The organism is Flavobacterium panacagri (genome assembly GCF_030378165.1).
GTDB lineage: Bacteria > Bacteroidota > Bacteroidia > Flavobacteriales > Flavobacteriaceae > Flavobacterium > Flavobacterium panacagri.
The window spans coordinates 3341622-3360060 of sequence record NZ_CP119766.1; the positions used below are offsets into that span (position 1 = coordinate 3341622).

The following is an 18439-nucleotide window of genomic DNA, read 5'->3' on the forward strand; positions in this document are numbered from 1 at the left end:
TTTATTTTGGAGGTAAAGAACCGTCTTTTCTCATTTCTTTAACTACCGCCTGCATAATTGCATCAACAGTTTGTCCTAGATCTGTAACGTATTCAGATTTTGTAGTTCCTGTCCAAATCAATTTGTTTTCTTTTAATGAAAAAATATTGGTTTCAACCATGTAAGATGTGGTTTCCTGATAATATCCTGGATCATAAAATACGGGAGAATACATTCCGTACCAATTTCCAAATCCATATCCGTACATTCCGGTATACATTCCATCAAAACCTCCGTAGTACATTCCAGTGTAAGTTCCGGGAACATAACTGGTTTCTTTGTCTTTGCTTACCAATCTCATGGTTATTACTCCGTCAAAATTTTCATCTTGAAGAATTTTTAATTTCTGTTCTTTTGTAAGGTCTTTGGTTGTTTCGTTTAAGTACTGATAAGAAGTTTTAAAAATTGGATGATTGGCGGCTATTCGGTTTTCTGCAACTCTTCTTGAGGCTTCATCTTTTACTAAAGCAACGACTAAAACCTTTTTGAAATTTTCTTGAGCAACGGTAACATTTGGATCTCTCCAGCTATTTACGATCGCTGTATTACTGCCGCAACTTGAAAGTATCATTATTGCGAAAAACAAAACTAAGTACTTTTTCATATTTTACAGTTAAATTGGTTATAAGTAAAAATAACGATAAAATATTAATAAACAGTGATTTATGTTGAAATTAAAAAAGCCTTTAATTAAAGGCTTTTTTAATACGGTCTAAATCTCGTTTAGTATCTTGTTCTTTTAAAGATTCTCGTTTATCATAGTTTTTCTTTCCTCTACAAAGACCAATTTGCAATTTTGCCAAACCTTTTTCATTGGTAAATAATTTCAGAGGAACAATAGTAAGTCCTTTTGCTTGAACATTCTTATGAAGTGTTTTTAATTCTTTTTTATTCAAAAGTAATTTTCGTTCACTTCTTGATTTATGATTGAATTGATTTCCAAAAGAATATTCTTCGATATAAGTATTAATCGCAAAAAGTTCCATACCACTAAATTCGCAGAAGCTTTCTGTGATATTGGCTTTTCCTAAACGTATAGATTTGATTTCGGTACCTGCTAAAACAATTCCAGCAGTATAGGTATCGATTATTTCATAATCAAATCGGGCTCTTTTATTTAATATATTGACTGATTTTAACATGTGTGCAAATGTAAGACAAAATTGAAAAACTTACGCCGGCTAAGATAATTAAAGTTTTATTCTAATCTATGATTTTAATCATCCACAGCAAAAATGCTTCCTTTTAAGTTTGCTTCATAATTTCAAAAACAAATTTAATAATGAAAAAAATTGTAACGTTAGTAAGTATCGTACTAATCAGTTTATCAGCAAAGGCTCAAGAGGCAAGTCAAGGTTTAAAAGGTACTTGGTTTGTGACTTCTCAGTTTGGTTATCAACAAACAAAAACGGCAGATGCTAAAAATACCACTTTATCTGTATTGCCAATTGTTGGAACATTTGTTACGCCATCTGTTGCAGTTGGAGCAGCTGTAGGATATATTAATGTAAAAGCTGATTCTGATGCAGGAACAGCGGCAAAAACAGATTTAATTGTAGCACAACCATTAGTTAGAAAATACTGGAATGTTGCTGGCTCTCTTTATTTCTTTGGTCAATTAGCGGTGCCTATTATTTCTGGAAAAGAAAAAGAAAGTGAACTAAAAGTAAATCAAATTGGTGTTTCTATGTCAGGAGGATTTGATTATTTTGTAACTAAAAATTTCTCTGTTGAGTTTTCTTATGACTTAGCAAACTTTACATCAACTACGCTTGATCCAAAAACGGGAGAAAAAACTACAGTTACCAATTTTGGTTTAGCTCACGCTGCCAATGTAGATCCGTTTTACAATACTGCTTTAGGAGGAAGTAATCCTAATTTGACTTCTCCAATTTCTGTTGGATTTAAATTCTTATTCTAATTTATTCTTTATTTGATTGCTGTAAAATTCAATTTAGTAATTTTGCAAAAAGAAAGACCGTACTTTTCTAGTACGGTCTTTTTTATATAATTTTAAAAGAATAAAAAAATGCAAAATCAGTCCAAAGATCCCTTACACGGAATTACACTTCAAAAAATTGTTGAGACTTTAGTAGATTATTATGGTTTTGATACTTTGGGAGAATTGATTCCGGTTAAGTGTTTTATTTCCAATCCAAGTGTCAAATCGAGCCTTACTTTTTTAAGAAAAACGGACTGGGCAAGAAAAAAAGTGGAAGATCTTTATGTTAAAACACTTCCAAAGCTAAGCTGATTTTTATAATTTATAAGAAATCATTACGCCACCTCGATAAGGAAGCCATTCACCGCTTTTATTCCAGTTAACTGTTTTTTCATATCTTCCAGGTGTTCCATCGTTATATTTACCATGGTAAAAACCTTGGTGCCATCCGCCTCCAACAAAAAAATCAAGTACAAATTTGTCATTTAGTTTTAAGTTGTAACCTATTGTAGCTCCAATTCTGTAGCCAAAACCATCTTCATAACGATTGCTGTCCCAGTAATTCCATTTTTGCAGTTCGTATTTATCTGCACCTATATGCGCACCGGCATAAAAACCATTGTACTTTTCTTTAAAATGATAACGAATTTCAGGTGTTACTGTAACGAATTTCATTGGATTGTGTCCATTAAATGATTCCCAGAAAGAAGCCATTACATCTGCACTAAAAGTTGTTTTTTCTCCAATGCTGGTTTCAATTCCAATGTTTGGTACTGCAAGTAAAGCAGTAGCTCCATTAAATTTAATAAAAGTCTGGCTTTGTAATTGAATAGATAAAAGAAGAACAATAAGGGCAAATAATTTTTTCATGGTATTTTTAATCGCAGGTAATAATTTATTTTCGGCACAAATATAACGTAACTAAGTTCTTACTATTGCTGATTAACCTACTTTTAACAAGATTATTTTTTGTCAGAATTAAGAGTTATGTTTACTTGTCTAACAATGAGTAGATTACTTTGTCTAAGAATTTGCCTTCGTAGAAGTCTGATTCTTTAAAATGGGCTTCTTTAATAAAATCGCACTTTTGTAAAACCTTTTCTGAAGCATAATTTTCAGGATCAATGACAGCTTCAATGGAATGAAGTTTTAAATCTTCAAAACCGTATTTAGTAAGTCTTTTTACTGCTTCAGGAACAAAACCTTTTCCATGAAATTCGGGTAAAATCATATAGCCAATTTCGGCTCGATAATTTTCAGGCTGTAATCTGTAAAATCCTATGAAGCCAAACAATTTTGGGTCATTTTTAAGTCTAATTGCCCAATTGATTCCTGTATTGGTTTCGATTTTATCTTTAATCATCTGAATATGTTCCAATGCATCATCAGTTGTCTTTGCTAATGGTCTCGGGATATATTTCATTATCTCAGGATTAGAACGTAATGCGAAAATTTCGCTTACATCTTTTTCAGTAATTCGATTCAATATCAAACGTTCTGTTTCTATAACGGGAAAAGGAGAAAAGTTAAATTCTAACATATTGAACTATAGTTATAATATTGTAATGCTAAATTTTGCAGTGAAATTTTGATTTTCATCCAAAATCAAAATTCCCTCTTTTTTATATAAATCTCCTGTATTTTCATCAGTATCAGAATAGCCTAACCAAGGTTCTATACAAATAAAAGGAGCATTTTCTTTTGTCCAGATTCCTAAACTTAAGAAATCTTTATAATCAACTTTTATGTATGGCTTTTTATTTTTTAGAATAGTCAATGATTTTGAATCTAATGTTTTAAATATCAAAGCATCATTTTTAAACAAGTCGTAATTTAAAGGAACAATATTATTTTCGGTTTCTAAAATTTTAGTTTTAGAAGAAATCAAATCATTCTCTAAAAGATAGTACTTTAATTCTTCTTCTTTTTCAAACTGAAGCGCATAATCTTCAAAATTATTAGACAGAGCAATTGCAGGATGTGCCCCAATTGAAAAAGGCATTTTTTCTTTTCCTTTATTGATGACTTTATATTCTAAGTCAAGAGAACTCTCCTGAAGTGTATAAATAAGCTGTAATTCAAAGTTAAAGGGATATTTTTTAAGAGTTTCTTCAGAAGATTTTAGAGAGAAAACTGCGTTGTTTTCAGTTTTGTCAATTAATTGAAATTCCATATCACGAGCAAAACCGTGTCTTGACAATTGATATTCTTTTCCTTCAATTGTGTAAGTGTTGTTTTTTAAAGTACCAACAATAGGAAAAAGAACGGGAGAGTGTTTGCCCCAGAAATCTGGATTCCCTTCCCAGATATATTCATTATTTTGGTTGTCTTTTATAGAAAATAACTCAGCTCCAGCCTGTTTGATTGAAGCGCTTAGTTTTGAATTTGAAATAGTTGTGGTCAAAATATAAGGTGTAAAATGATTGTTTTTTTTAAGTGATGTAAATATATTTTATAAAATTCAGTTTTTAGTAAAATGAACTAAATTATTTTATTGATAAAATTTTGCTAAAATTGAATATATGTTTTGAAATTTCTCTGTCAATAGCTTTTTTTTTCATTAATTTGCTACATAAACAGCTAAAAAATATGAAAAAGCAATGTGCAAAAGCCATTTTAACCGCGGCTTTATTTTTTGGGATCTCATCTGTATGGGCGCAGCAAACTCCGTCAGCGACAGCAGTAAATCCGGTAAACAATTACAATTATCATGATGCCTTTGGTCCGCATTTTTATACCAAAAACGGAACTTCAACCCGTACAGCGAGCGGTCAGCCTGGAATTGAATACTGGCAGAACAGAGCTGATTACCAAATCACAGCAAAATTAAATGGAACTACAAATGAGATTGTAGGTACAGATGAAATTACATACACTAATAATAGTCCGGATAAATTAGGGTTTTTATGGCTGAATTTAGATCAGAATTTATTTAAGGAAGATTCTAGAGGAAACGCTGTTGTGCCATTAACAGGAAGCCGTAACGGAGCTCAAGGTCAAGTTTTTGATGGTGGAAATAAAATTAAAGCGGTAAAAGTAATTTCTGGAGGAAAAAATAAAACAGAAGTTGAAGCAAAATACGTTGTCACAGATACCAGAATGCAGGTTTTTCTTCCACAAGAGTTGGCTGCAAAAGGAGGAACTGTAAAAATTAAAATCGAATTTTCATTCATCGCGCCTTTTGAAGGATCTGATAGAATGGGAGTTTTAGAAACTAAAAACGGAAAAATCTTTACAATTGCCCAATGGTATCCACGTATGTGCGTGTATGATGATGTAAGAGGTTGGAATACTGCTCCGTATTTAGGAGCTTCTGAGTTTTACTTAGAATACGGAGATTTTGATGTAAAATTGACTGTTCCTGGAAATCAATATGTAGTAGCTTCTGGAGAATTAATCAACGGAGCAGAGGTGTTTTCTGCTGATCAATTGAAAAAATATAAAGATGCATCTAATAGTGATCAGACAGTAACAATTCGTTCTGCTGAAGAAGTTGCTGCAACGGCAAATACAAACGCGGGAACTGAAAAAACTTGGCATTATAAAATTAAAAATGCACGTGATTTTTCTTGGGCATCATCTTCTGCATTTATTTTAGACGGAGCTAAAATTAACCTTCCAAGCGGTAAAAAATCTTTAGCATTATCTGCTTATCCAGTTGAAAGTGCAGGAAGAGACGGTTACGGACGTTCGACAGAATATGTAAAAGCTTCTATCGAACATTATTCTAAACAATGGTTTGAGTATCCTTATCCAGCAGCTACAAACGTTGCAGGAAATGAAGGCGGAATGGAATATCCCGGAATTGTTTTCTGCGGATGGAAATCTAAAGGAGCAGATTTATGGGGAGTTACAGACCACGAATTTGGACATATTTGGTTTCCTATGATTGTAGGTTCTAATGAAAGATTATTCGGATGGATGGACGAAGGTTTTAATACTTTTATTAATTCATTAAGCACAGCTGCATTTAATAATGGAGAATATAAAGAACCTGCTGCTAATTTACATGAACAAGCAGAATCTTTTACTCGTCCTGATTTAGAAACAATCATGAGTTCACCAGATAACATGAAAGAGGCTAATATTGGAATGTTATGTTACTTTAAACCAAGTGCCGGATTAATAATTTTAAGAGAGCAGATATTAGGAAAAGAGCGTTTTGATACAGCTTTTAGAACTTATATCAATCGATGGGCTTACAAACATCCACAACCAGATGATTTCTTTAGAACGATGGAAAATGTGGCTGGTGAAGATTTAAGCTGGTTTTGGAGAAGCTGGTACGTAAATAACTGGAGATTTGACCAAGGAATCAACTCTATTAAATATGTGAAAAACGATCCAGCAAAAGGAGCAATTATTACAGTTGAGAATTTTGACAAAATGCCAATGCCAATTGTTTTAGACGTTAAAACAAAAAGCGGAAAGTTAACAAGAGTAAATCTTCCTGTAGAGATTTGGCAGCGTAACAACAGTTGGTCTTTCAAGCATAATTCGACAGAAGAAATAGAAAGTATCACGTTAGATCCAGATAATGCATTTCCAGACAACAATACATCAAACAATGTTTGGACTGCGGGTAAGGGGAAAATTGAAAAAGATGTTATTTTGGATCCATATTTAGGAACTTTTTCTACTTCAAGAGCGCCTCTTAAAATTGAAGTTACAGAGAAAAACAGTACAATGTATGTTGAAATTACAGATTTTCCGAAGTTTTCAGTTAAACCTGTGGAAAACGAAAAAGACACATTTGAGTCTAAAGGAGCTGGTTTAAAATTCAAATATAATGAAGCAAAAACTGGTTTTGATATGATTGTTTTAGGAAATAATCAGGTAATTCCATTTACTAAAAACTAAAAAAGAAAAAGCTTAAATGTTTTAAAACCCGATAATTAGTACTAATTATCGGGTTTTGTTTTTTTATATGTATTAACAAAACGCAAAAAAAATGTTAGAATTTTAATTTTTTGTTTTGTAAATAAAAAAAAGATGTACTTTTGCACCGATGAATAAAATAAGTTTACATATAACTTCTTTGTCACGGACAAACTCACCGATTACTTCTCCCGAAGTACGGACACTAGCTCTATAGTGTTCACTGAGTTTTATAGCCGTATATTTATTCATATCCATTTTTCATTTTGAAATCACATAATTTGTCCATTGGACAAACATATCCTAAAAGTATTTATTATTTTGTAAATTTTCTTGATCAAGTTTTTGATTTTGAGAATGTTACTTCTATTTTGCTTAATTTTATTGGATTCAATTCTGGATTTCAAACGAAACAATATGCTTTTATTTTTAACACTAAACTTCAATTATTGAAATGAAGATCTCTATTGTTGTTACCCAGGAAGAACACTTCAAATTCGCACAAGAAATCTGCGATACGATAGAATCATCTGCCTTGTTGAGAGGTACGGGGATTGCTAAAAGAACTCCTGAGTATATTCAGAAAAAAATGTCGAATGGTGATGCGATGATTGCTCTGGCTGATGGAAAATTTGCAGGTTTTTGTTATATCGAAAGCTGGGAACATGGAAAATTCGTGGCGCATTCGGGATTAATTGTACATCCTGACTATAGAAGTTTAGGATTGGCAAAAAAGATAAAATCGAAAGTTTTTGATTATTCTTTGAAGAGATATCCAGATGCTAAAATATTTGGAATTACAACCGGTTTGGCTGTAATGAAGATTAACTCTGAATTAGGTTATAAACCAGTTCCATTCTCAGAATTAACAACCGATCCAAGTTTCTGGGCCGGATGTAAAACCTGTACTAACTTCCCAATTTTACAGAGCAAAGAAAACAAAATGTGTCTTTGTACAGGAATGTTATATGATCCAAAAGAAAAACAAAAAACACCGCCGAGACATCCTTTTAATGAGGCTGTTTTAAGCAGGCTTAAAAAAATCAAACAGGCTTTGTTCTTAAACAAATTATTGTCATTTATTTTTTTATTCAAAATTTAATCAAAAAGAAATCTCAAACTGCTACATACGAAAGTATTAGCCTAAATTATAAAAAATGAAAAAAGTAGTATTAGCTTATAGCGGAGGATTAGATACCTCGTATTGTTTGAAATATTTAAAAAATGAAAAAGGATACGAAGTTCATACTGTTCTTGTAGATACAGGAGGATTTTCTGCTGAAGAATTAACAGCTATTGAAAAAAGAGCGTATGAGTTAGGAAGTGCGCAACACGCCAACTTAACAATTTTAGATAAATATTACGATAAAGCTATAAAATACTTGATTTTCGGAAACGTATTAAAAAACAATACTTATCCATTATCAGTAAGTGCTGAACGTGTTTTTCAAGCAATTGAAGCTATAAAATATGCGAAAAAAGTAGGAGCAACTGCAATCGCTCACGGAAGTACTGGTGCAGGAAATGACCAAATTCGTTTCGATTTGATTTTCCAAACTATTGCTCCAGAAATTGAAATTATTACGCCAATTAGAGATTTAAAATTGTCAAGACAAGAAGAAGTTGATTATTTAGCTCAAAACGGAGTTCACTATTCTTGGGAAAAAGCACAATATTCTATCAATAAAGGACTTTGGGGAACCAGTGTTGGAGGAAAAGAAACTTTAACTTCAGGACAACCGTTGCCAAGTGAAGCGTATCCATCACAATTACAAAAAGAAGGAGAAGAGAAAGTAACGCTTCATTTTGAACAAGGAGAATTAGTTGGTTTAAACGGAAAAACTGATAAACCATCAAATAATATTGTCGCTCTTGAAAAATTGGCAAGTGCTTATGCAATTGGTAGAGATATTCACGTAGGTGATACGATTATCGGAATTAAAGGAAGAGTTGGTTTTGAAGCTGCTGCTCCGTTAATTATTATCAAAGCACACCATTTATTAGAGAAACATACTCTTGGAAAATGGCAACAATACTGGAAAGAGCAATTAGGAAACTGGTACGGAATGTTATTCCACGAAGGTCAGTTCTTAGATCCAGTAATGAGAAATATCGAAACTTTCTTGCAAGACACACAAAAAACAGTAAATGGAACCGTAACAGTTTCATTAAAACCATACCATTTCTCACTTGACGGAATCGAATCTGAAAATGATTTAATGAACACAGGTTTCGGTCAATACGGAGAAATGAACAATGCTTGGACATCAGACGATGCAAAAGGATTTATCAAGATTTTAGGAAATGCACAAAACATATTCTCATCTGTAAACAAATTAGACCATGATTAATGTCGGAATTATTGGTGGCTCGGGCTACACAGCCGGAGAACTCATCAGAATTTTAATGTATCATCCAAAAGTAAACATCGATTTTGTTTACAGTACAACTAATGCTGGAAAGCCACTTTCTGTAGCACACCAAGATTTGATGGGCGATATCGAAATGAATTTTACAGATGAAATCAATCCAAATGTAAATGTTGTTTTCTTGTGCCTAGGGCATGGAAAATCAATTTCATTTTTGAAAGAAAACCAGTTTGCAAGTCATACCAAAATCATCGATTTAGGAAATGATTTCAGATTGAATAAAGATGCTCATTTCGAAGGAAAAGATTTTGTTTACGGATTGCCTGAAATTAATAAAGCCGAGATCAAAAAGACAAATTATATTGCAAATCCAGGCTGTTTTGCAACTGCTATTCAATTGGCATTATTGCCTTTAGCAAAACATAATTTGCTGAATAATGATGTTCATATTAATGCAACAACTGGAAGTACAGGAGCAGGAGTAAGTCTTTCAGAAACTTCTCATTTCAGTTGGAGAAACAACAATATGTCACATTATAAAGCTTTTGAGCACCAACATTTGGGAGAAATCGGAGAAAGTTTAGTTCAGTTGCAAGACGATTTTGACAGCGAATTGCTTTTTATTCCGAACAGAGGAGATTTCCCAAGAGGAATTTTCGCAACTTTATATACAGTTTGCGATGATAGTTTAGAGCAATTAGTAGCAAAATACGAAGAGTTTTATAAAAATGAGCCTTTCGTAACCGTTACTACAACCAACATCAACATGAAACAAGTGGTGCAAACGAATAAATGTATCATTAGTTTATTGAAAAAAGGAAACCGGGTTCTCATAACGTCAATTATCGATAACTTAACCAAAGGTGCTTCAGGACAAGCCATTCAAAACATGAATTTAATGTTCGGATTAGAAGAAACCACAGGTTTACATTTGAAACCAAGCGGATTTTAATTTTTTAGTTTCAAGTTTCAAGTTTCAGGTTTCACGTTCTGTGCGTGACTCGAAATAGATACGAAGAAACATAACTAGTTTTAAGGTTTGAAGTTTTAGTTTTCACCTTCAGTGAGTAACTTGAAACATGAAACCTGAAACAAAATAAACAAAATACAAATGAACTTATTCAACGTTTACCCATTATACGACATAACTCCAGTAAAAGCAGTAGATTGTACAATTATTGATGACAAAGGAGTAGAATATTTAGATTTATACAGCGGACATGGTGTGATTTCTATTGGCCACACACAGCCGGATTATGTAGCAAAATTGAAGAATCAAATAGACCATTTAGGATTTTATTCTAATGCCATTCAGAATCCTTTACAGGTGGAATTGGCTCAGAAATTAGGAAAACTTTCTGGTCTTGAAGATTATGAATTATTTTTATGCAGTTCTGGAGCTGAAGCCAATGAAAATGCTTTAAAATTAGCTTCTTTCCACAACGGAAAATCAAGAGTTATCGCTTTTGATAATTCTTTCCACGGAAGAACTTCTGCAGCAGTTGCCGTTACAGATAATAAAAAAATCGTTGCGCCATTAAACGCGCAGCAGGAAGTAACTTTTTTACCTTTAAACCAAATTGAATTAGTTGAAGCTGAATTGGCTAAAGGCGATGTTACAGCAGTAATTATCGAAGGAATTCAAGGAGTTGGAGGTTTAGACCAAGGAACAACTGAATTTTTTCAGGCTTTAGAAAAAGCATGTAAAAAGTACGATGTTGTTTTGATTTTAGATGAAGTGCAATCTGGATACGGAAGAAGCGGGAAATTCTTCGCTTTCCAACACCATGGAATCAATGCTGATATCATTTCAGTTGCAAAAGGAATGGGGAATGGATTTCCAGTCGGAGCCATTTTAATTTCTCCAAAATTCGAAGCAAGTTTCGGATTGTTAGGAACTACTTTCGGCGGAAGCCATTTGTCTTGTGCCGCAGGAATTGCCGTTTTGGATGTAATTGAAAAACTGGATTTACAAAAGAATGTAAATGAAGTTTATGAATATTTCTTAGAAAAAATCAAAGAAGTTGACGGAATAAAACAAGTAAAAGGAAAAGGATTAATGCTTGGAGTGGAGTTTGATTTTGACGTAGCAGCTTTAAGAAAGAAATTAATCATCGAAAAACACATTTTTACAGGAAGCGCCAACAATAAAAATCTATTAAGAATTTTACCGCCATTAACTGTAAAAAAAGCAGATATCGATACGTTCGTAAAAGCTTTAAAAGAAAGTTTGGAAGAATTAAAAAACTAAACACACGATATCCTAACAGGTTTCCAAAACCTGTTAGGTATGTAAAAATAAACTTGGAAATATTCAAGGATCAAACCTAACAGGTTTTTAAAACCTGTTAGGATGAATAAAGTTTCGATAAAAAAGAAACAACCAAAAAACAACCAACCCACTTGAAATTATGAAACCATTATCAATTGAAACACGCAACGCGGTTTTGCGGACTATGGCAAAGCTGGTCGAGCAGGAGCGGAATGAGATAATCCTGACCAATCAGGAAGATCTTGCCGATTACGACGGCTCTGATTTAGCGATGGAAGAACGCTTAAAAGTAGATGATAAAAAAGTCGACGAAATGATTTTATCATTAAACCAATTAGCTTCACAGGAAGATCCCGTTGGCGTTGAGCGTTTTCATTTTACTCATGATAATGGAATAAAAGTTATAAATAAAACGGCTGCTTTCGGAACGATTTTAATTATTTACGAATCCCGCCCAGATGTTACAATCGAAGCGGGCGGAATCGCTTTTAAATCAGGAAATAAGATTTTATTAAAAGGCGGAAAAGAGTCTTTAAAATCAAATTTAAAAATCGTAAGTTTTTGGCACAAAGCTTTAGAAGAAAACGGAGTTTCAAAAGACTGGGTTGAATATCTGAATTACAACAGAACAGAAACTCAGGCTTTTCTAGAAAAACCAACTCAAAAAGTCGATTTAATAGTTCCAAGAGGCGGAGAAAAACTAATTGAATTTGTTAAAGCGCATGCGACTTGTCCCGTAATCGTAAGCGGACGCGGAAATAATTTCGTTTACGTTCATGAAAAAGCAGATACTGATTTGGCTTTAAAAGTAATTTTAAATGCTAAGACTGCTAAAATTTCAGCTTGTAATGCTTTAGATAAAGTTTTAATTGATTCAAAACTTCCAAATTTTGAAGGTTTCACAGCAATGTTAATTGAAGCCTTAATTGAAGCAAAAGTTGAAGTTATTGTAGATCAATCTTTAGCAAATTTTGAAAATACCAAAACGTTACAAAACGAAGATATTTGGTACGAAGAATTTCTAGATTATAAAATTGTAATCGGAACAATCGATTCTCAAGAGCATGCCATTGATATGATTAATAAATACTGCGGAGGACATTCAGCAGCAATTATTACCAAAGATAATGAAGTCGCACAGCAGTTTATGGAATCGATAGATGCAGCAGCAGTTTACCAAAATGCATCAACCAGATTCACAGACGGTGGACAATTTGGTTTAGGCGGAGAATTAGCCATAAGCACGGATAAACTCCACCAAAGAGGCCCAATTGGTTTACAGCATTTAGTAACTAATAAATGGTACGTTTACGGAGAAGGACAAATAAGATAATTGTAGACTTTAGAGTTCAGATTTTAGATTATTGGAATTTGGAATTTATTTATAGATAAAGCTTTGCGAACTTGGCGTTTGTAAGCATAAAGTATATCAAAAAACCTTGCGCACTTTGCGGTTAAAAAAAATCGCAGTAAAACAACAAAAATGGGTAAGAAACGGATTTTATTAAAAATAGGAAGTAATACTTTAACCAAAGAAACCAATCATATTTCGCGGGGAAAGATTGAAGACCTCGGAATACAGATTGCCGCTTTAAACGACGAATATGAGTTTATCATAGTGAGTTCAGGAGCAATTGCGGCAGCAAAACAATTTGTAAAACTGGATAATCAAGATAAAGATGTTTTTGTAAAACAGGCTTTAGCTTCAATTGGACAACCACATTTAATGCGGATTTACAATGAAAATTTTAAGGATTTAGGATTGAATACTTCGCAGTGTTTACTTTCTTATTCTGATTTCGAAAAAGAGCAGACCAAAAAGAACATAGTAAATACCATTAATGTATTGGTTAAAAACAATTACATTCCGATTATCAATGAAAATGATACTGTTGCCACAGATGAGATTCGGTTTGGAGATAATGATAAATTAGCGGCTTTAACGGCGGTTCTTTTAAATGTTGATATTTTGATCATTGCCACCAATACAAACGGGATTTACACAAAAGATTCAATTCATGATGAAAATCCAGAAACCATAAAATTGGTAAATGATTTGAAGTCACTTGAAAAGGAAATCGGCGAATCAAAATCATCGCACGGAACAGGAGGAATGCAATCTAAAATAGAAGCAGCAGCAATTTCAAAAGCAGCTAACATCGAAACTTGGATTGTTAATGGATTAAATGATAATTTTATTCTAAAGGCTTTAAAAGACGAAATTTCATTTACAAAAATCATATAACCACGAATTTACGAATTTATATCTCAAAGATTATTAAAAATAATTTGTGAATTCGTGGCGAATAAACAAACTCAAAAAAAGCAAAAAACAATGAACTATATCTCAATAAAAGACATCAACTCATTATCAAAATGGGTAAAACAAGCGATAAAAATCAAAAAGAATCCGCTTAAAAATCAAAGTTTAGGAAAGAATAAAACTCTTGGAATGTTATTCTTCAATCCAAGTTTAAGAACGCGTTTGAGTACTCAAAAAGCGGCTTTAAATTTAGGAATGAACGTTATGGTAATGAATTTTACCAACGAAGGATGGACATTAGAATTCGAAGATGGAGCAGTGATGAATTCTGGCGCTTCTGAACATATCAAAGAAGCAGCAGAAGTAGTTTCACAATACTGTGATATTATCGCAATCCGTGCTTTTGCAGGTTTGGTTGATAAAGAAAAAGATTATCAGGAAACTGTCATTTCAGGATTTTTGAAATATGCAACAGTGCCAATTGTGAACATGGAAAGTGCTATTCGTCATCCGTTGCAATCATTAGCAGATGCGATTACAATGGAAGAATTTAAACCTAGACACAAAGACAAACAAAAAGTGGTTCTTTCGTGGGCACCGCATCCAAAAGCTTTGCCTCAGGCAGTTGCAAATTCTTTCGTAGAAATGATGCAGATGCAGAAAGACATGGATTTTGTAATCACACATCCAGAAGGATATGAACTAAGCCCAGAAATTACAAAAGACTGTAAAATCGAATACGATCAAAACAAAGCGTTTGAAAATGCAGATTTCGTTTACGTAAAAAACTGGAGTAATTTCAACGATTACGGAAAAGTAACCAACAGTGATCCAAATTGGACAGTAACAGCTGAAAAAATGGCTTTAACGAACAACGGTAAATTCATGCACTGTCTTCCAGTTCGTAGAAATGTAATTGTAAGTGATGAAGTTTTGGATGGAGAAAATTCAATCGTAATAGAACAAGCGAATAATAGAACATATTCGGCACAATTAGTTTTACAAAAGATTCTTAAAAAAATATAAATTTTTAAAGTTGCTAAGATTCTAAGCTACTAAGATGCTGAGAAACTTTGCGCAGAAAAAACGTAGTATCTTAGAATCTCAGAACCTTAGAACCTTAGAATCTTATGCAAGTATCAGTAATAAAAATAGGTGGAAACATCATAGACAATCCGGCAGAATTAGAACAATTTTTAACCGATTTTTCTAAAATTGAAGGCTATAAAGTTTTAGTTCACGGCGGTGGAAAATCGGCTACAAAAATGGCGCAGAGTATAGGTTTAGTTCCGCAGATGATTGATGGACGCCGAATTACAGATGCTCCAATGCTTGATGTTGTCGTGATGATTTACGCAGGGCAAATCAACAAACATATTGTAGCACAATTGCAGGCAAAAGATAATAACGCGATTGGTTTTTCTGGAGCTGACGGAAATTTAATTCAGTCCACAAAAAGAAATCACCCAACAATTGATTACGGATTTGTAGGCGATGTAAAACAAGTCAACACCAAATTACTGGCAGCTTTATTAGAAGCTGGAGTTGTTCCCGTTTTTTGTGCTATCACACACGATAAAAAGGGACAATTGTTAAACACCAATGCTGATACAATTGCAAGTGAATTGTCGATTGCTTTATCAGAAGTTTTTGATGTAACGCTGACATATTGTTTTGAAAAACAAGGCGTCTTGCAAGATTCAGAAGATGATTCATCTGTAATAAGAGAAATCAACGAACCATTATACAACAAACTAAAAGAAGAAAAAGTAATCCATTCCGGAATGATTCCAAAACTGGATAACTGTTTCAATAGTTTATCAAGAGGTGTGCAGAAAATCAAAATTGGACATCACAAAATGCTCCAGAATTCAGATATTCCGCATACAACGATTACATTATAAAAAATGTTGCCACGAATTGACATTAATTTTAGCTGTTAAAAGAGAAAATAATTTTAGATAAACATTAAAAAGTTCATTTTGATTTTAAATCTGTGATAAAAAAATAATGTTTGAAAATCCTTGTAATTAGTGGCAAAAAAATAGAGCGCACAAGGTATTTTAAATAAATTTGCGCAAGTAAAAATGGTCAGAGGAAAGCTCAAAAACTTTGCTGCTTTGTTCCTTTGAGCCTTTGAACCTTATTAAAATGAAAAATATAGATACGCTTACCCAGGAAGCAATTAGTTTATTAAGAAGCTTAATCGAAACGCCTTCATTTTCAAGTGAAGAAGATCAGACGGCTCTTTTAATCGAAAATTGGTTCAATCAGAATGAAATTCCTTTCAAGAGAGAAAACAACAATGTGTGGGCTTTCAACAAATATTTCGACGAAAACAAACCAACACTTTTACTAAATTCACATCACGATACTGTACGACCAAATCAGGCGTACACCAACGATCCTTTTAAAGCAATCGAAAAAGACGGCAAATTATTCGGTTTAGGAAGTAATGACGCAGGCGGTTGTTTAGTTTCATTATTAGCAACCTTTGTTCACTTTTACGAAAATCAAAACCTATCCCATAATATCGTAATTGTAGCTTCCGCCGAAGAAGAAAGCAGTGGAAAAAATGGTTTAAACAGCGTTTTAAAACATTTGCCAGAATTAGATTGCGCCATTGTTGGTGAACCAACTTTAATGCAATTAGCAGTTGCCGAAAAAGGTTTATTAGTTCTTGACGTAAAAGTAAAAGGAACCGCAAGCCACGCCGCACATCAAAATGATGATAATGCATTATACAAATCAATTCCGGTAATGGAATGGTTTAAAAACTATAAATTCGACAAAATCTCAGATGTTTTAGGTCCCGTAAAAATGACCGTAACACAGATTAATGCAGGGAAACAGCATAATGTTGTGCCTTCAGAATGTGATTTAGTGGTTGACATTCGTGTAACAGATCGTTATACAAATGCTGAAATTTTAGAAGTGGTTAAAGCAAATGTAAACGCCGAAGTAACGCCAAGATCAATGCATTTAAATGCTTCGTCTATTCCGGTTTCGCACGGTTTAGTTCAGGCTGGAATTGCATTAGGAAGAACAACGTATGGTTCGCCAACACTTTCAGATCAATCCGTTTTAAGCTGTCAGTCTTTGAAATTGGGGCCAGGAGAAACGTTGCGTTCGCATTCGGCAGACGAATTTATTTTTGTAAATGAAATTGTAGAAGGAGTCGACCTGTATATCAAAATACTAACCGATTTCTTTAAATTATAAGAAAAGAAAAACCGCCACGAATTCACGAATTATTTTTTTACTATCTAAATCAGATATTAATTCGAATTAATTCGAAAAAAATAATCGCAAAGATTTGAAAAAATAATTCGTGAATTCGTGGCGAAAAAAAATAGCACCTATGAAACTTTGGGAAAAAGGAATACCAACAGATAAACAAATTGAACAATTCACAGTCGGAAACGACAGAGAATTGGATTTAGTTTTGGCAAAATATGATGCTTTAGGTTCAATCGCACACGCCAAAATGCTTGGGCAAATTGGTTTATTGACTCAGGAAGAAACGACTTCTTTAGTTGATGCTTTAAACGAAATCATTGCTGATATCGTAGTGGGGAATTTCGAAATCGAAGACAGTTTCGAAGATGTACATTCTAAAATCGAATATCTTCTAACCGTAAAACTAGGCGATGCAGGAAAGAAAATCCACACGGCACGTTCTCGTAACGATCAGGTTTTAGTAGATGTTCATTTGTATTTAAAAGACGAATTAAAAGCGATAAAAGAACAAGTAAAAACATTGTTTGAGTTGTTGATGGAATCGGCAGAGAAACACCAAAACGTTTTATTGCCAGGTTATACGCACTTACAAATCGCAATGCCATCGTCATTCGGAATGTGGTTCTCTGCTTACGCCGAAAGTTTGATTGATGATGTAACGATGTTGAACGCTGCTTCAAAAATTGTAGACCAGAATCCGTTAGGTTCTGCTGCGGGTTACGGAAGTTCATTTCCAATCAACAGAACATTTACAACTCAGGAATTAGGTTTTGAAACTTTAAAATATAATGCCGTTGCCGCACAAATGAGTCGCGGAAAAGCAGAAAAAACAGTTGCTTTTGCTATGACAAGCGTTGCAGGAACATTATCAAAATTTGCGATGGACGTATGTTTGTATATGAGCCAGAACTTTGATTTTATCGGTTTGCCGGCACATCTTACAACAGGTTCAAGCATTATGCCTCATAAAAAGAATCCAGACGTTTTCGAATTAATCAGAGGAAAATGTAATAAGATTCAGGCACTTCCATACGAAATCACTTTAATTACCAATAATCTTCCAAGCGGTTATCATAGAGATTTACAGCTTTTAAAAGAAGGTTTATTTCCAGCGATTCAAAATCTAAAGGCTTGTTTGGATATTGCTATATTTTCAATTAAAGATATTACGGTTAAAGATCATATTTTAGAAGATAAAAAGTACGATTATTTGTTTACTGTAGATACTTTAAATGAAATGGTGGTTGCCGGAATGCCTTTTAGAGATGCTTATAAAGCTGTTGCTGAACAATTAGAAGCAGGAACGTACAAATCTCCAAAAGAGACAAAACATACGCACGAAGGAAGTATTAATAATCTTTGTCTAGATGCTATAAAAGATAAAATGAAAGCAGCTTTTTAACATTGTGAAATGTGAAAATTAAGGTGTAAAAATG

General features: G+C 33.4%; 19 protein-coding genes. 13 read left to right on the top strand and 6 right to left on the bottom strand.

Translation table 11 applies throughout. The annotated features are described in order from the left end of the window. Window position 1: 1 nt before the first annotated feature. Both P2W65_RS14780 and smpB read right to left on the bottom strand, forming a co-directional pair. Complete coding sequence (locus tag P2W65_RS14780) at window positions 2-643, bottom strand: hypothetical protein (protein ID WP_289658555.1); 642 nt, start codon at window positions 641-643, stop codon at window positions 2-4. A gap of 82 nt (window positions 644-725) precedes the next feature. Continuing rightward, complete coding sequence (gene smpB, locus P2W65_RS14785) at window positions 726-1181, bottom strand: SsrA-binding protein SmpB (RefSeq protein ID WP_091496954.1); 456 nt, start codon at window positions 1179-1181, stop codon at window positions 726-728. Window positions 1182-1321: 140 nt separating this feature from the next. Here smpB and P2W65_RS14790 point away from each other — a divergent pair, with 140 nt between their 5' ends. Both P2W65_RS14790 and P2W65_RS14795 read left to right on the top strand, forming a co-directional pair. Then, a complete protein-coding gene (locus P2W65_RS14790; protein WP_289658559.1) occupies window positions 1322-1960 on the top strand; it encodes a putative outer membrane beta-barrel protein in 639 nt (212 codons plus the stop codon). A 108-nt stretch (window positions 1961-2068) separates the two neighbouring features. Beyond that, entirely contained in the window at window positions 2069-2293 is a 225-nt protein-coding gene (locus tag P2W65_RS14795; RefSeq protein WP_289658561.1) for a VF530 family protein, read from the top strand. 3 nt (window positions 2294-2296) lie between these two features. On the opposite strand, the gene P2W65_RS14800 is transcribed toward P2W65_RS14795, so the two are convergent. From P2W65_RS14800 to P2W65_RS14810, 3 genes are all read right to left on the bottom strand, one after another. Beyond that, a complete protein-coding gene (locus P2W65_RS14800) occupies window positions 2297-2851 on the bottom strand; it encodes a DUF3575 domain-containing protein (protein WP_289658563.1) in 555 nt (184 codons plus the stop codon). 121 nt (window positions 2852-2972) lie between these two features. Then, window positions 2973-3521 carry a GNAT family N-acetyltransferase gene (locus P2W65_RS14805; RefSeq protein ID WP_289658565.1) on the bottom strand — a complete coding sequence of 183 codons (549 nt, stop codon included), beginning with the start codon at window positions 3519-3521 and terminating at the stop codon, window positions 2973-2975. 12 nt (window positions 3522-3533) lie between these two features. Continuing rightward, window positions 3534-4385: an aldose 1-epimerase family protein gene (locus P2W65_RS14810; protein WP_289658567.1), complete on the bottom strand. Its 852-nt coding sequence runs from the start codon at window positions 4383-4385 to the stop codon at window positions 3534-3536. A gap of 185 nt (window positions 4386-4570) precedes the next feature. Between P2W65_RS14810 and P2W65_RS14815 the strand changes: the two genes are divergently transcribed. Continuing rightward, the gene (locus tag P2W65_RS14815) at window positions 4571-6841 is read left to right on the top strand and encodes a M1 family metallopeptidase (RefSeq protein WP_289658569.1); all 2271 of its coding nucleotides are present in this window, start codon (window positions 4571-4573) and stop codon (window positions 6839-6841) included. Window positions 6842-6943: 102 nt separating this feature from the next. On the opposite strand, the gene P2W65_RS14820 is transcribed toward P2W65_RS14815, so the two are convergent. Then, the gene (locus P2W65_RS14820; protein ID WP_167398317.1) at window positions 6944-7111 is read right to left on the bottom strand and encodes a hypothetical protein; all 168 of its coding nucleotides are present in this window, start codon (window positions 7109-7111) and stop codon (window positions 6944-6946) included. Between the two features lie 202 nt (window positions 7112-7313). Here P2W65_RS14820 and P2W65_RS14825 point away from each other — a divergent pair, with 202 nt between their 5' ends. The 10 genes from P2W65_RS14825 to argH all read left to right on the top strand — a co-directional run bounded on the left by P2W65_RS14825 (window position 7314) and on the right by argH (window position 18405). Continuing rightward, window positions 7314-7961 carry a GNAT family N-acetyltransferase gene (locus tag P2W65_RS14825; RefSeq protein WP_289658573.1) on the top strand — a complete coding sequence of 216 codons (648 nt, stop codon included), beginning with the start codon at window positions 7314-7316 and terminating at the stop codon, window positions 7959-7961. A gap of 55 nt (window positions 7962-8016) precedes the next feature. Beyond that, the gene (locus P2W65_RS14830; protein WP_109192893.1) at window positions 8017-9210 is read left to right on the top strand and encodes an argininosuccinate synthase; all 1194 of its coding nucleotides are present in this window, start codon (window positions 8017-8019) and stop codon (window positions 9208-9210) included. Then, entirely contained in the window at window positions 9203-10180 is a 978-nt protein-coding gene (gene argC, locus P2W65_RS14835) for an N-acetyl-gamma-glutamyl-phosphate reductase (RefSeq protein WP_289658577.1), read from the top strand. Before P2W65_RS14830 ends, argC begins: the two co-directional genes overlap by 8 nt. A gap of 159 nt (window positions 10181-10339) precedes the next feature. Next, a complete protein-coding gene (locus P2W65_RS14840) occupies window positions 10340-11479 on the top strand; it encodes an aspartate aminotransferase family protein (protein WP_289658579.1) in 1140 nt (379 codons plus the stop codon). 160 nt (window positions 11480-11639) lie between these two features. Next, on the top strand, window positions 11640-12833 hold the full coding sequence (locus P2W65_RS14845) for a glutamate-5-semialdehyde dehydrogenase (RefSeq protein ID WP_289658581.1): 1194 nt from the start codon (window positions 11640-11642) through the stop codon (window positions 12831-12833). A gap of 150 nt (window positions 12834-12983) precedes the next feature. After that, window positions 12984-13745 (top strand): glutamate 5-kinase, encoded by a 762-nt coding sequence (gene proB / locus P2W65_RS14850; protein WP_289658583.1) that lies wholly within the window; start codon window positions 12984-12986, stop codon window positions 13743-13745. A 90-nt stretch (window positions 13746-13835) separates the two neighbouring features. Further along, on the top strand, window positions 13836-14789 hold the full coding sequence (locus P2W65_RS14855) for an N-acetylornithine carbamoyltransferase (protein WP_289658585.1): 954 nt from the start codon (window positions 13836-13838) through the stop codon (window positions 14787-14789). A gap of 104 nt (window positions 14790-14893) precedes the next feature. Next, on the top strand, window positions 14894-15667 hold the full coding sequence (argB, locus tag P2W65_RS14860) for an acetylglutamate kinase (RefSeq protein WP_289658587.1): 774 nt from the start codon (window positions 14894-14896) through the stop codon (window positions 15665-15667). A gap of 247 nt (window positions 15668-15914) precedes the next feature. Then, entirely contained in the window at window positions 15915-16985 is a 1071-nt protein-coding gene (locus tag P2W65_RS14865; RefSeq protein ID WP_289658589.1) for a M20 family metallo-hydrolase, read from the top strand. Window positions 16986-17124: 139 nt separating this feature from the next. Then, window positions 17125-18405 (top strand): argininosuccinate lyase, encoded by a 1281-nt coding sequence (gene argH / locus P2W65_RS14870; protein ID WP_289658591.1) that lies wholly within the window; start codon window positions 17125-17127, stop codon window positions 18403-18405. Window positions 18406-18439: the final 34 nt, after the last annotated feature.